Annotated in this window: 12 protein-coding genes; 6 read left to right on the plus strand and 6 right to left on the minus strand. The window is 63.6% G+C overall.

Annotation, left to right across the window (positions count from 1 at the left end; genetic code table 11):
- Positions 1 to 65: 65 nt before the first annotated feature.
- The 4 genes from QMX89_RS11665 (at position 66) to QMX89_RS11680 (ending at position 2,998) form a co-directional block, all read left to right on the plus strand.
- On the plus strand, positions 66 to 341 hold the full coding sequence (locus QMX89_RS11665; protein ID WP_049860843.1) for a DUF493 domain-containing protein: 276 nt from the start codon (positions 66 to 68) through the stop codon (positions 339 to 341).
- The gene (gene lipB / locus QMX89_RS11670) at positions 341 to 988 is read left to right on the plus strand and encodes a lipoyl(octanoyl) transferase LipB (protein ID WP_049860844.1); all 648 of its coding nucleotides are present in this window, start codon (positions 341 to 343) and stop codon (positions 986 to 988) included. Before QMX89_RS11665 ends, lipB begins: the two co-directional genes overlap by 1 nt.
- Position 989: 1 nt before the next feature.
- A complete protein-coding gene (gene lipA / locus QMX89_RS11675; RefSeq protein ID WP_049860845.1) occupies positions 990 to 2,021 on the plus strand; it encodes a lipoyl synthase in 1,032 nt (343 codons plus the stop codon).
- Positions 2,022 to 2,086: 65 nt separating this feature from the next.
- The gene (locus QMX89_RS11680) at positions 2,087 to 2,998 is read left to right on the plus strand and encodes an LD-carboxypeptidase (RefSeq protein WP_282348278.1); all 912 of its coding nucleotides are present in this window, start codon (positions 2,087 to 2,089) and stop codon (positions 2,996 to 2,998) included.
- 25 nt (positions 2,999 to 3,023) lie between these two features.
- Here QMX89_RS11680 and QMX89_RS11685 read toward each other — a convergent pair whose 3' ends face one another.
- The 4 genes from QMX89_RS11685 to leuS form a co-directional block, all read right to left on the minus strand.
- Entirely contained in the window at positions 3,024 to 4,343 is a 1,320-nt protein-coding gene (locus QMX89_RS11685) for a lytic murein transglycosylase (protein ID WP_282348280.1), read from the minus strand.
- A 198-nt stretch (positions 4,344 to 4,541) separates the two neighbouring features.
- Complete coding sequence (gene holA, locus QMX89_RS11690) at positions 4,542 to 5,579, minus strand: DNA polymerase III subunit delta (protein ID WP_282348282.1); 1,038 nt, start codon at positions 5,577 to 5,579, stop codon at positions 4,542 to 4,544.
- 74 nt (positions 5,580 to 5,653) lie between these two features.
- On the minus strand, positions 5,654 to 6,259 hold the full coding sequence (lptE, locus tag QMX89_RS11695) for an LPS assembly lipoprotein LptE (protein ID WP_049860849.1): 606 nt from the start codon (positions 6,257 to 6,259) through the stop codon (positions 5,654 to 5,656).
- A gap of 72 nt (positions 6,260 to 6,331) precedes the next feature.
- On the minus strand, positions 6,332 to 8,938 hold the full coding sequence (gene leuS, locus QMX89_RS11700; protein WP_282348285.1) for a leucine--tRNA ligase: 2,607 nt from the start codon (positions 8,936 to 8,938) through the stop codon (positions 6,332 to 6,334).
- A 252-nt stretch (positions 8,939 to 9,190) separates the two neighbouring features.
- Between leuS and QMX89_RS11705 the strand changes: the two genes are divergently transcribed.
- Together QMX89_RS11705 and QMX89_RS11710 are read left to right on the plus strand one after the other, a co-directional pair.
- Positions 9,191 to 9,517 carry a hypothetical protein gene (locus QMX89_RS11705; RefSeq protein WP_122742653.1) on the plus strand — a complete coding sequence of 109 codons (327 nt, stop codon included), beginning with the start codon at positions 9,191 to 9,193 and terminating at the stop codon, positions 9,515 to 9,517.
- Between the two features lie 59 nt (positions 9,518 to 9,576).
- Entirely contained in the window at positions 9,577 to 10,341 is a 765-nt protein-coding gene (locus tag QMX89_RS11710) for a YdcF family protein (RefSeq protein ID WP_282348288.1), read from the plus strand.
- Between the two features lie 35 nt (positions 10,342 to 10,376).
- Here QMX89_RS11710 and lnt read toward each other — a convergent pair whose 3' ends face one another.
- Complete coding sequence (gene lnt / locus QMX89_RS11715; protein WP_282348289.1) at positions 10,377 to 11,894, minus strand: apolipoprotein N-acyltransferase; 1,518 nt, start codon at positions 11,892 to 11,894, stop codon at positions 10,377 to 10,379.
- Between the two features lie 33 nt (positions 11,895 to 11,927).
- Positions 11,928 to 12,767: an HlyC/CorC family transporter gene (locus tag QMX89_RS11720; protein WP_056844008.1), complete on the minus strand. Its 840-nt coding sequence runs from the start codon at positions 12,765 to 12,767 to the stop codon at positions 11,928 to 11,930.
- Position 12,768 lies beyond the last annotated feature (1 nt).

Genomic DNA, 12,768 nt, shown 5'->3' on the forward strand with positions numbered 1-12,768 from the left:
GCCCTCGCCTTGGCAACAGGCGGGGGCGTTGTTGTTTTCACGGTTTACCCGAGGCCGTCATCGTCATGACCGATACCGAAGTAAAAGAACCGAAGATCGAATTCCCCTGCGCCGACTACCCGATCAAGATCATCGGCGACACCGGCGTGGGCTTTCGCGACACGGTGGTGAAGATCGTCGAGAAGCACGCCACCGTCAATCACGACAAGAACGCCGAGCGCCAGAGCACCAACGGCAACTACACCACTCTGCAGTTGCACATCCTGGCGACCGGCCAGGAACAGCTCTACAACATCAACAGTGAGCTGCGCGCCACCGGCATCGTCAAAATGGTGCTTTGATGCCGCAATGCCTGGGGTTTCGCGAACTCGGTCTGATGCCTTACGAGCCCGTCTGGCACGCGATGCAGCGGTTCACCGATCAGCGCGATGCGGACGCCGCCGATGAAGTCTGGCTGGTCCAGCATCCGGCGGTCTTCACCCAGGGCCAGGCGGGCAAGGCCGAGCACCTGCTGGTGCCCGGCGAGATCCCGGTGGTGCAGGTCGACCGCGGTGGTCAGGTGACCTACCATGGCCCCGGCCAACTGGTGGTGTACCTGCTGCTGGACGTGCGCCGGCTGGGCTACGGTGTGCGCGAGCTGGTCACGCGCATGGAGCATACCCTGATCGATCTGCTGGCTTCCTACGGTGTGCCTGCCGCAGCCCGTGCGGATGCCCCCGGCGTCTACGTGGACGGCGCGAAGATCGCCTCGCTGGGCCTGCGTATCCGCCGTGGTTGTTCATTCCACGGCCTGGCGCTGAACGTCGACATGGACCTCGCGCCCTTTCGACGGATAAATCCATGTGGATATGCCGGCCTGCCGATGACGCAGATGTGCGATCATGTCGCACCCCTTGAATTTGCCGAGGTCAGTGCAAGGCTGCGAGCGCAGCTGGTCAAGCACCTCGACTATGTTGAGCAGACGACCCTTACGGGCGGAATCGACTGATATGACTACCGCGACAGAAGCTGTGCAAACGCTGATCCCCCTGCAGAACCTCGCCGAGGGTGCGCCCAAGGCCAACGCGCCACGGCCCAAGGTCGAGGCGGGCGTCAAGCTGCGCGGTGCCGAAAAGGTCGCGCGCATCCCGGTCAAGATCATCCCCACCGAAGAGCTGCCGAAAAAGCCCGACTGGATCCGTGTGCGCATTCCGGTGTCGCCCGAAGTCGACCGCATCAAGCAGCTGCTGCGCAAGCACAAGCTGCACAGCGTCTGCGAAGAGGCCAGTTGCCCCAACCTGGGCGAATGCTTCTCCGGCGGTACCGCGACCTTCATGATCATGGGCGACATCTGCACCCGTCGCTGCCCGTTCTGCGATGTGGGTCATGGTCGCCCCAAGGCGTTGGACGCCGACGAGCCGATGAACCTCGCCGTGGCCATCGCCGATCTGCGCCTCAAGTACGTGGTGATCACCTCGGTGGACCGCGATGACCTGCGCGACGGCGGTGCCCAGCACTTCGCCGACTGCCTGCGCGAGATCCGCAAGCTGTCACCCGGCGTGCAGTTGGAAACCCTGGTGCCCGACTACCGTGGGCGTATGGACGTGGCACTGGCCATCACGGCGCAAGAGCCGCCGGATGTGTTCAACCACAACCTGGAAACCGTACCGCGCCTGTACAAGGCTGCGCGTCCGGGTTCGGACTATCAGTGGTCGCTGACCCTGCTGCAGAAGTTCAAGGAGCTGGTGCCCCATGTGCCGACCAAGTCCGGCCTGATGCTGGGTCTGGGCGAAACCGACGAGGAAGTGATCGAGGTCATGCACCGCATGCGCGAGCACAACATCGACATGTTGACCCTGGGCCAGTACCTGCAGCCATCGCGCAGCCACTTGCCGGTCCAGCGCTTCGTGCACCCGGACACCTTCGCCTGGTTCGCCGAGGAAGGCTACAAGATGGGCTTCAAGAACGTCGCCTCCGGGCCGTTGGTGCGCTCCTCGTACCATGCCGACCAGCAGGCGCACGAAGCCAAGATCAAGCTCTGACATCTGCCGGCGTAGAGCAGGCACCGCCTGGTCTACGCCGGACCCACGATTGCGGAGTTTTTCCCATGCAATTACCCCCACGCCTGCCCGACCACGGCACGATCGCCCTGATCGCGCCGGCGGGCCCCATCGAGCTGGACATCGAAGCAGCTTGCGCCTGGGCCCGAGCGCGCGGCTACACGCTGCGGATCTACCCCGGTGTTGCGCTGGCCCAGGGTTATCTGGCCGGTAGCGACGAGGCCCGCCTGCAAGACCTCCACGACGCGTTTTCCGATCCCGAAGTAGATGCCATTTTCTGCCTGCGTGGTGGCTACGGTACGCCCCGTCTGCTGGACAAGATCGACTTCCCGCTACTGGCGCGCCACCCCAAACCCTTCGTGGGCTACAGCGATATCACCGCGTTGCATGTGGCCATCGCTCGCCATGCCGGGTTCGTGACCTTCCACGGGCCGCTGTTCAAATCCGATCTGCTGACGCAGAAACAGGCGCCGACCGAGTCTTCGTTGTGGCAGATGCTGCGCGGAGAGCTGGGGGCAGGGGACCTGTTGCGGCATCCCCCAGCGTGGCCGCTGACCACGATACTGCCTGGCCAGGCTCAAGGGCGATTGATGGGCGGCAACCTGGCGATGATCAGTGCCACGCTGGGAACGCCGTACGAGCTGCCTGGCGATGACATCGTGCTGTTCATCGAGGACGTCAACGAGCCGCTGTACCGCGTGGATCGTTTCCTGACCCACCTGCGCCTGGCCGGCAAGCTGCGTGGGGTGCAGGGTGTGATCGTGGGCGACTTCGCGGGCATCGGTGTCGAGCAAATGACGCCGCTGCTGCTCGATACGTTTCAGGCCGATGGCATTCCAGTGCTGGCCGGGTGGCGCAGTGGTCATTGCGATCCGAACCTGACTTTGCCGCTGGGCGCGCAGGTCAGGCTTGACGCCACTGAGCGCCAGGTCTGGTTGGAGCAGGATGTGGTGGCCTAGGCGACGCCAAGGCCACCACATCCTGTTACTGCTGCGCCCGCAAGGCTTCCAGCAGTTTGTGGGTCGGATAGCCGTCAGCTGGCCAGCCCAGGGTTTGCTGCGCACTGCGGATAGCCTTGCGTGTGTTGGCGCCGATGATGCCGTCCGGAGCGCCGGCGTCGTAATTGCGCGCAGTCAACCGGCTCTGCAACTCGATGCGCTCGGTGCGTGTGAGGGGCATGTCATCTTTCGGCCAGGTGCCTTGAATGTAGCCCGAACCCTGGAAGCGCTGTGCCAGCAGGCTCACGCCCAATGCGTACGACGAGGAGTTGTTGTACTTCAGGATCGCGCGGAAATTATCGAACACCAGAAAGGCCGGGCCGCGGTAGCCGGCGGGCAGAAGCAGCGCCGCCGAGGCATTCTCGCTGCCCGCCGGGACTCCGCCGCCGGGCATCGTCGCTACACCCAGACGCTGCCATTCGCTGACCGGCTTGCGACTGCTGCCGTCGGCCAAGGCGTAGTCGAAGCCGTCGGGCAGGCGCACTTCCAGGCCCCAGGTCTGGCCGCTTTGCCAGCCAGAGCTTTGCAGGTAGTGGGCCGTAGAGGCGAGGGCGTCGGCGGCGCTGTTCCAGATGTCGCGGCGACCATCGCCGTCGAAGTCCACGGCGTGGGAATTGTAGGTGGTGGGGATGAACTGGGTCTGGCCCATGGCACCGGCCCACGAGCCGAGCATGCGCTCAGGTTGGATGTCGCCATTCTGCAGGATCTGCAACGCAGCCAGCAGCTGGCTTTGCGCGAACTCAGGGCGGCGGCCTTCGTAAGCCAGGGTCGCCAACGAGCGGATCACCGATTTGTCGCCCTGGATCTGACCGAAGCTGCTTTCCATGCCCCACACGGCAACCAGCACCTGGCGCTCGACGCCGTAGCGCTGCTCGATGCTCGTCAGCACGTCCGCATACTGGTCAAGCATGGCCTGGCCACGGCGCACGCGAGTCGGGGAGATGGCGCCGTCGAGGTATTCCCACACCGGACGGCTGAATTCAGGTTGGCTGCGATCAGCCTTGATTACGCTCAGGTCGGGCGTGACGCCTTCAAAGGCGCGGTCGAACAGCTGCGCGTCGACGCCGCTGCGCAGCGCTTGCTGGCGGAAGCCCTGTTGCCATTCTGCGAATGTCTGGGTTGGCAGCACCGGGGTGTCGACGCTGCTCGGCGCGGGCGCCATGGGCACAGGCAGGGAAGGCTGGACGATCGGAGCGGGCAGGGTGTCGGCGACGGTGGGTTTTTCCGCGCAGGCAACCAGCAAGGCCAGGCAGGTAGTCACGGCGAACTGGCGCATGGGCCAGCCAGAGGTACGACGAGAAGACATTCACAAGTCCAGGGCTTTCGGGGCAGAGGCAAACCTTAACATGCCAGCCGAACCTGTAGCATGGGTTTAGCCTTGTCAGCGATCAGCCCGACACGCTGCAGTGCGGCTTTGCGGGAGCGGGCTCTGCCCGCGAATGCAGCGACGCAATGTATCTGACACACCGCAGTGAATGCTCCATCTGCCCACCAGAATGCTGCGCTATTCGGCCGGAAGGGCCAGGCGCTGGCCCGCCATCAACAGCGATAACCGCGACAACCCCACCCACACCGAACCTGGCGCCTGGCCCTTGATCTGCGCGTCGATGCGTTGTGCATCCTGCAGCAACTGCGCCCAGCGCAGTGCCGAATGCCGCTGCAGAGCCTTGCTCATCAGCGGCTTGCGCTTGTCCCAGACGGGCGGGCGGGCCTGGCTGAAAGCCTTGTCCAGCGACACCCCCTGGCTGTACTGCTGCGACAGGCTGGCCAGCAGACGCAGCTCGCGGGCCAGCGCCCAGAGGATGACCGGCGGCTCGACACCCTCGCCACGCAACCCTTCGAGCATGCGCAGAGCATGTTCGGCCTGGCCATTGAGGATCGCATCGATCAGGCCGAACACGTCGAAGCGAGCACTGTCGGCGACCGCCGATTGCACCGTCTCCAGCGTGATCTGGTTACCCTCGGCCAGCAACTTGAGCTTTTCGATCTCCTGCGCGGCCGCCAGCAGATTGCCCTCAACCCGCGCGGCGATCAGCTCCACCGCATCCGGTTGCGCCGCCAGCCCGGCCTGGGCCAGGCGCTGGCGGATCCATTGCGGCAACTGCTGCGCATCCACCGGCCAGATCTGCACGAACTGCGTGTGCGCGCCATCCACCAGCGCCTTGCCCCACTTGGTTTTCTGCGCACTGCCATCCAGCTTGGGCAGGCTGATCAACAGCACGGTATCTTCGGCAGGTCGTGAGCAGTATTCGATCAGCGCCGCAGCGCCCTTGTCACCCGGCTTGCCCGAAGGCAGGCGCAGTTCCAGCAGGCGCCGCTCGGCAAACAGCGACAGGCTGGCACCGGCCTGCAGCAGCGTGCCCCAATCGAAGTTGCTGTCGGCACTGAACACCTGACGTTCGTCGAAGCCTTGCTGACGCGCCGTGGCACGTATGGCGTCCGCCGCTTCCTGGCAGAGCAGCGGATCGTCGCCGCTGACCACATAGACAGGCGCAAGCGGGCCTTGCAGGTGTTTGCCGAGCTGGGCGGGGCTGATTTTCATGGACGCATCGACAGGATTGAACACTTCACGGGTGCGATGGCAGCGAAAAGGGCGCCTGAGCGCCCTTGTCTGCCTTACTGATTGGGGATCTGGATCGGCGACTGCTGGGGCGTTGCATCCATCACACGCTGAGCTTCGGCGGCCGCATCGGCTTCGGCCTTGGCGCGTGCGTCGGCATCTACCTGCAGCTTTTGCAGCTGGGCAGGGGTGATCTGCTGCAGACGCAGCATCATGCGCTGGACCAGCTCGTTGCGCATTTCACGACGCACCTGGCTGGCTTCCTGGTCCGAACCGGTCAGGTTGTTGCCGTCGTGGACATAAACCTTCTGCACTTCGATCTTGTCGTTGAGCAAGCTCAGGTTGTTCTGCCCGCGAATCTCATATTGCAGCATGTTGCTCAGCTCGTACTCGGACGAGCGCGCCGAACCGCTGTAGCTGGCGGTGCGACGATCCTCGCGCTCGTTCACCAGGTCCAGGGTGTACGGTGCGCCGCTGGCCACGTGGACCCCGCTGTTCTGCAACGCCTTGCGCAATTGCACCACGGTCTGGCCGTAGGCGTCGCGCGCAGTAAGGTTGAGTTCCTTGATGGCCATCTCGTTGGTACCGGTACCGCGGAGCTGGAAACCACAGGCGCTCAGCAGGACAGCCAGGCCCATAACCAGCAGATTGCGTTTGATCATCTTGTTGCTCCCTAGAAACCTTGTTGGCTGTGGCATGCGTGACGGGCGCCCGGTGAAGCGGGCGCCGGTCGATCAGCTGGCGACGATGTTGACCAGTTTACCTGGTACGACGATGACCTTGCGGATGGTCAGGCCGTCGGTGAAACGCAGCACGTTTTCGTTGACCCGTGCGGCGGCTTCGATCTCTTCGCGGCTGGCACTGGCAGGCATGTCGATCTGGCCACGCAGCTTGCCGTTGACCTGGATGACCAACTGCAGACTGTCCTGCACCAGGGCCGATTCGTCCAATACAGGCCAGCCGGCATCGATTACCGCATCGGCGTGGCCCAACTGCTGCCAGAGCTCGTGGCTGATGTGCGGCGTGATCGGTGCCAGCAGCAGGGTCACGGTTTCCAGACCTTCGTGCAGCAAGGCACGATCCTGAGCCGTGGCCTGCGGGGCCTTCTCCAGCACGTTCATCAGCGTCATCACCTGGGCGATGGCGGTGTTGAACTTGTGGTTCTGGCCCACATCCTGACTGGCCTGCTTGATCGCCAGGTGGATCGCGCGGCGAACGGCTTTCTGTTCGTCGTCCAGAGCTGCGACGTCGAGCGGGGCATGCGAACCCTGGCCGACATGTGCCTGCGCCAGACGCCAGACGCGCTTGAGGAAGCGGTGCGAGCCTTCCACGCCGGAGTCGGACCACTCCAGGCTCATGTCCGGTGGCGAGGCGAACATCATGAACAGGCGGCAGGTATCGGCACCGTACTGGTCGATCATCGATTGCGGATCGACGCCGTTGTTCTTCGACTTGGCCATCTTCTCGGTGCCGCCGATTTCCACCGGCAGGCCGTCGCTGATGAGTTTGGCCGATACGATCTTGGCCTTGGCATCGCGGACCAGCTCGACGTCGGCTGGGTTGAACCAGGTCTTGCTGCCGTTGGCTTCGAGACGGTAGTAGGTTTCGGCGATGACCATGCCCTGGGTGAGCAGGTTCTTGAACGGCTCGTTGGAGCTGACCAGGCCTTCGTCGCGCATCAGCTTGTGGAAGAAGCGCGCGTACAGCAGGTGCAGGATCGCGTGCTCGATACCACCGATGTACTGGTCCACCGGCAACCAGTGGTTGGCAGCGGCCGGATCGACCATGCCGCCTTCATAGTGCGGCGAAGCGTAACGGGCGAAGTACCAGGACGATTCCACGAAGGTGTCCATGGTGTCGGTTTCGCGCTTGGCCGGTGCGCCGCATTTCGGGCAGGTGCACTCGTAGAACTCGGGCATGCGTGCCAGTGGCGAACCGGCACCATCGGGGACCACGTCTTCGGGCAACACGACCGGCAGCTGATCCTCGGGGACCGGAACGTCGCCGCAGGCATCGCAGTGCACGATCGGGATCGGGCAGCCCCAGTAGCGCTGGCGGCTGATGCCCCAGTCACGCAGGCGGAACTGAGTGCGCGACTTGCCCAGGTCCTTCTTGATCAAGGCCACTTCGATGGCGTCAAATGCACCTTCGAAATCGAGGCCGTCGAATTCGCCGGAGTTGATCAGCGGGCCGTGTTCATTGTAGGCCGCGAGCCATGGTGCAGGCGTCAGCTCGCCGGCGCTGGTGCGCACCACCGGCTTGATCGGCAGGTCGTACTTCAAGGCGAACTCGAAATCGCGCTCGTCGTGGGCCGGAACGGCCATGACCGCACCGTCGCCGTAGTGCATCAGTACATAGTTGGCGACCCAGACCGGCAGCTTCTCGCCGGTGAGCGGATGCTCGACGAACAGCGCGGTCGGCATCCCGCGTTTTTCCTGGGTAGCGACGTCGGCCTCGGCCACGCTGCCGCTCTTGCACTCCTCGATGAAGGCCTGCAACGCGGCATCGGAGCGTGCGGCCAGGGTCGCCAGCGGATGTTCTGCGGCAACGGCAACGTAGGTAGCGCCCATCAGCGTGTCGGGACGCGTGGTGAACACTTTCAGCGTCCCGGCCTCGCCGATCGAAGACTGATCGTAAGGGAACTGCACTTCCATGCCCTTGGACTTGCCGATCCAGTTGCGCTGCATGGTCTTGACCTGTTCCGGCCAGCCCGGCAGTTCGTCGAGGCTCTCCAGGAGCTCGTCGGCGTACGCGGTGATCTTGAAGTAGTACATCGGGATTTCGCGCTTCTCGATGAGCGCGCCCGAACGCCAGCCCCGACCGTCGATGACCTGTTCGTTGGCCAAGACCGTCTGGTCCACCGGGTCCCAGTTCACGGTACCGTTCTTGCGGTAGATCACGCCTTTTTCGAACAGGCGGGTGAACAGCCATTGTTCCCAGCGGTAGTAGTCGGGCTTGCAAGTGGTGACTTCGCGCGACCAGTCGATGGCCAGGCCCAGGCTCTTGAGCTGGGTCTTCATGTAGGCAATGTTTTCGTACGTCCACTTGGCCGGCGCGACGTTGTTCTTCATGGCCGCGTTTTCCGCAGGCATGCCGAAGGCGTCCCAACCCATGGGCTGCAGGACGTTCTTGCCCTGCATGCGCTGATAGCGTGCAATCACATCGCCAATGGTGTAGTTGCGCACGTGCCCCATGTGCAGTTTGCCGCTGGGGTAGGGGAACATCGACAGGCAGTAGTACGTGTCCTTGCCTGGCTGTTCACTCACTTCAAAAGACTTCTTCGCATCCCAGAAGGACTGGGCGGCGGCTTCGATTTCGCGGGGCTGATAGAGTTCGTGCATGGCTACTTTGCGCTGAGAAATGGGTGACCTTATCCGGCAGCTGCTAAATAGGCTGAGCCTGTTGGCAAGGTACGATGATATTAAACGCCGTAGCATACATGACCCCCCTCTATCGAGGGAAACCTTGATTGCAGCTGCCATCGCTCGACCAAGCGCCTGGCGCGATCCGTTGGTCGCTGCAACCGACTGATTTTCCAGCCAGCGCTAAGCTTGGGGAGGATAGAGCGTTTTTTTCTGGAGTGAGGTGAGCCAATGGTAGAGCCGCATATCAAGGCCATGCAGCCTGATGTTTACGAACGTCTCATCGACCGTCTGGGGCTGGCCCTGGATGTGGCCCGAACAGCGGTTCGCCTGCGCGATGAAAAGCCTGCGGAACTGGAGTTGCGTGGCTTGAGCCGGGCCGAGTACGAATTGATCGACGCCTACCTGCATGTCTGTGGCGAGCGCGCCTGTGCCGAGCCGTCGGCCCCCACTGTGCCGGTACGCAAGGCATCGGCCAAGGTGTACTGGCTGCACGAGCGCGACCGACGCAGGTCGTCCATCGGCAGGCATGGCCGTGGGTATTCGGGGAAACCGTGAGCGCAGTTGTTCGCCAGCGCGGCAACGCTTAGGCTTCGGGCATTTTCTGGAGATGCCCGATGTTTTCACGTTTCATCCTCAAACAGTTGTTGCTGCCGCCCGGAATTTTTTTCGTCCTGTTGCTGGTCGCCTGGTGGCTGCGCCGTCGCTGGCCACGGTTGGCGGGCGCCTGCTTCGTCGCCGGATTGGGTGGGCTATGGCTGATGAGCCTGCCGGTGGTGATGCAGCAGGCGGCGAACTGGCTCGAAAGCGAACCGGCACTGCCAGTGCAGGGGTGGAGCACCTTGGCGCAGCGTGCCGACGCCATCGTGATTCTGGGAGCCGGTCGCGAGCGCGGCGACCCGGCCTGGGACGGCATCGATCAGCCGACCGGTGTCGCGCTCGAACGGGTCCGCTACGCGGCCAGGCTGGCCAAGGCGTCCGGGCTTCCGGTGCTGACTTCCGGTGGCCTGCACTATGGCTCGCCGCCCAGCGAGGCGTGGATCATGGCGCAGTCGTTGCGCGACGATTTCGGCACCTCGGCGCGCTGGATGGAAGAGCGCAGCCGCACGACCTGGGAGAACGCCGAGTTCAGCGCCCAGTTACTTGCCGAGCACGGCATCAAGCGTGTGGTGGTGGTCACTCAGGCCTGGCACATGCAGCGCTCGCGGTGGAGCTTCGAGCAGCACGGGCTGCAGGTGGTGCCGGCACCGGTGGGCTTTCTGGGTACCGACAATGCACGGCCGCTGGGAGGGTGGTTGCCTGAAAGCAAGGCGATCTGGCAGAACGGCCAGCTGCTCAATGAAGCGGTGGGGTTGGTGGGGTACAAGATGTTTTATCGGTGATCTCGAGGGCCTCTTCGCGGGCAGCACAAACACCATCAAACTTGGCCGGCAGCCCGTTTACGCACCAACGCCCACCCCAGCAACAACACACACACCACCGTCATCGGCCATGACCGCAGCTGCAGATAAGGCGTCAGACCCTGCATCGGCGTCACCTCGCCATACATCACCGCCTCCTCGAACTGCGGCACCTGGGTGGTGATGTTGCCGAACGGATCGATCAACGCAGTGACACCGTTGTTGGTGGCGCGGATCATCCAGCGGCCGGCCTCCAGCGCGCGCATCTGTGCCATCTGCAGGTGTTGCAGCGGACCTATCGAAGTGCCGAACCAGGTGTCGTTGCTGATCGTCAGCAGCAGGTCGCTGCGTGCGGCCATGCTCGCGGCCAGCTCCGGATACACCACTTCGTAGCAGATGAACGGCGCGATCTGGTATCCCTTGGCCTGCAGCAACGGCTGGTCGGCCGGGCCGCGTGCGAAGTCGGACATAGGCAGGTCGAAGAACGCGATCAGGCCGCGCAGCAGATCCTGCAAGGGCACATATTCGCCGAAGGGCACCAGCTTCTGCTTGCGGTACAAGCCTTCGCCGTCACCTACCACGGTAATGCCGTTGTAGAACCGGCGCTGACCGTCTTCCACCTGGCGTATGGGCACGCCGGTGATCAGTGCCGAATGCCGGTCGCTGGCAAACCTGCCCATCATCGCCAGATAGCCTTGAGCCGAGTCCATCAGTACCGGCACCGCCGTTTCCGGCCAGACGATGAGGTCCACGGGCTTGGAAACGAAGGTTTTGTCGCGATACAGCTGCAACTGATGATCGACCGCTTCGGGGTTCCACTTGATGCTCTGGGCAATGTTGCCCTGGACCGCCGCCACGTTCAGCGGCTCGCCGGCGGGGGTCGTCCAGTTGTGGCCCTTGAATGCCTGGCCGAGGATCCACGGCGCCAGCAGCAACACCACAGCGCCCGCCAGCAATGGCTTGCGGTGGCGCAGGCGTGCAAGGTTGCACAACAGCGCCGCGGTCAAGGCGAGGGCGAAGGACACCAGCCACATGCCGCCCACTGGCGCCAGGCCGGCAAGCGGACCATGCAACTGGCTGTAGCCGCTGTACAGCCAGGGGAAACCGGTCAAAAACCAGCCGCGGAATGCTTCCTGGCCCAACCACAGCGCGGCAAAGGCCAGGGCGTCGGCCAGAGGCGCATCGGTGCGCCGCAGCCAGCGCGCCCACACCCAGGCGGGCAGGGCGAAGAACAGCGCGACCGCAGCGACGAAGCCGAGCATCAGCAAGCCTGCCAACGCCACCGACGCGCCGCCATAAGTATGAATGCTGACGTAGATCCAGCTGGTGCCGGCACCGAACAGACCGAAACCGTAGCACCAGCCACGGCCCAGCGCCTGGCGCGGTTTCAGCTCGCGCAGGCCGAGATAGAACAACGCCAGCGAAAGCAGGGCCAGCGGCCAGAGATCGAAGGGGGCCAGGAACAGCGGGGTCATCCCGCCGGCCGCCATGGCCAGCAGGTTACCGGGCCAGCCGGGGCGGGTGATCCAGCGCATTATTTTCCTTAACGAGGGGTCTGGGCAGGTGCCTCAGCGGGCGATTGGCGTAAGGCGCAGCAAGTGGATGCGGCGGCTGTCGGCGTTGAGGATGCGAAAGCGCCAGGCACCGATTTCGGTCGTCTCGTTGCGCTTGGGCAGGTGGCCGAAGGCACTCATCACCAGGCCACCGACGGTGTCGAATTCATCGTCGGAGAACTGGCTTTCGAAGAACTCGTTGAAGTTCTCGATCGGGGTCAGCGCCTTGATCAGGAAGTCACCGCTGGGCAGGGGCTTGATGTAGCTGTCTTCCTCGACGTCGTGCTCGTCCTCGATGTCGCCGACGATCTGTTCCAGCACGTCTTCGATAGTCACCAGGCCCGCCACACCGCCGTATTCGTCGATCACGATGGCCATGTGGTTATGGTTGGCGCGGAACTCGCGCAGCAACACGTTCAGACGCTTGGACTCGGGCACGAAAGTGGCCGGGCGCAGCAGATCCTTGATGTTGAAGTTCGCGTGGTCGTTCTGCAGGATCAGCGGCAGCAGGTCTTTGGCCAGCAGCACGCCGATCACGTCGTCGTGGTTCTCGCCCACCACCGGGTAGCGCGAGTGCGCGGCATCGATGACCGCCGGCAGGAATTCCTGCAGGGTCTGCGTGGACTTGATGCTGATCAGCTGCGAGCGCGGCACCATGATGTCGCGCACTTGCAGGTCGGCGACCTGGATGGCGCCTTCCACGATGGTCAATGCTTCGCTGTCCAGGAGCTTGTTCTGGTGCGCTTCGCGCAGCAGTTCCAGCAGTTCCTGGCGGTTCTTGGGCTCATGGGCAAAGGCCTGGGTCAGTTTACCCAACCATGACTTCTGCCCGTTGCTCGATCGATCTTCGCTCATA

It is taken from the genome of Pseudomonas sp. PS01301 (assembly GCF_029960215.1).
Lineage (GTDB): Bacteria > Pseudomonadota > Gammaproteobacteria > Pseudomonadales > Pseudomonadaceae > Aquipseudomonas > Aquipseudomonas coleopterorum.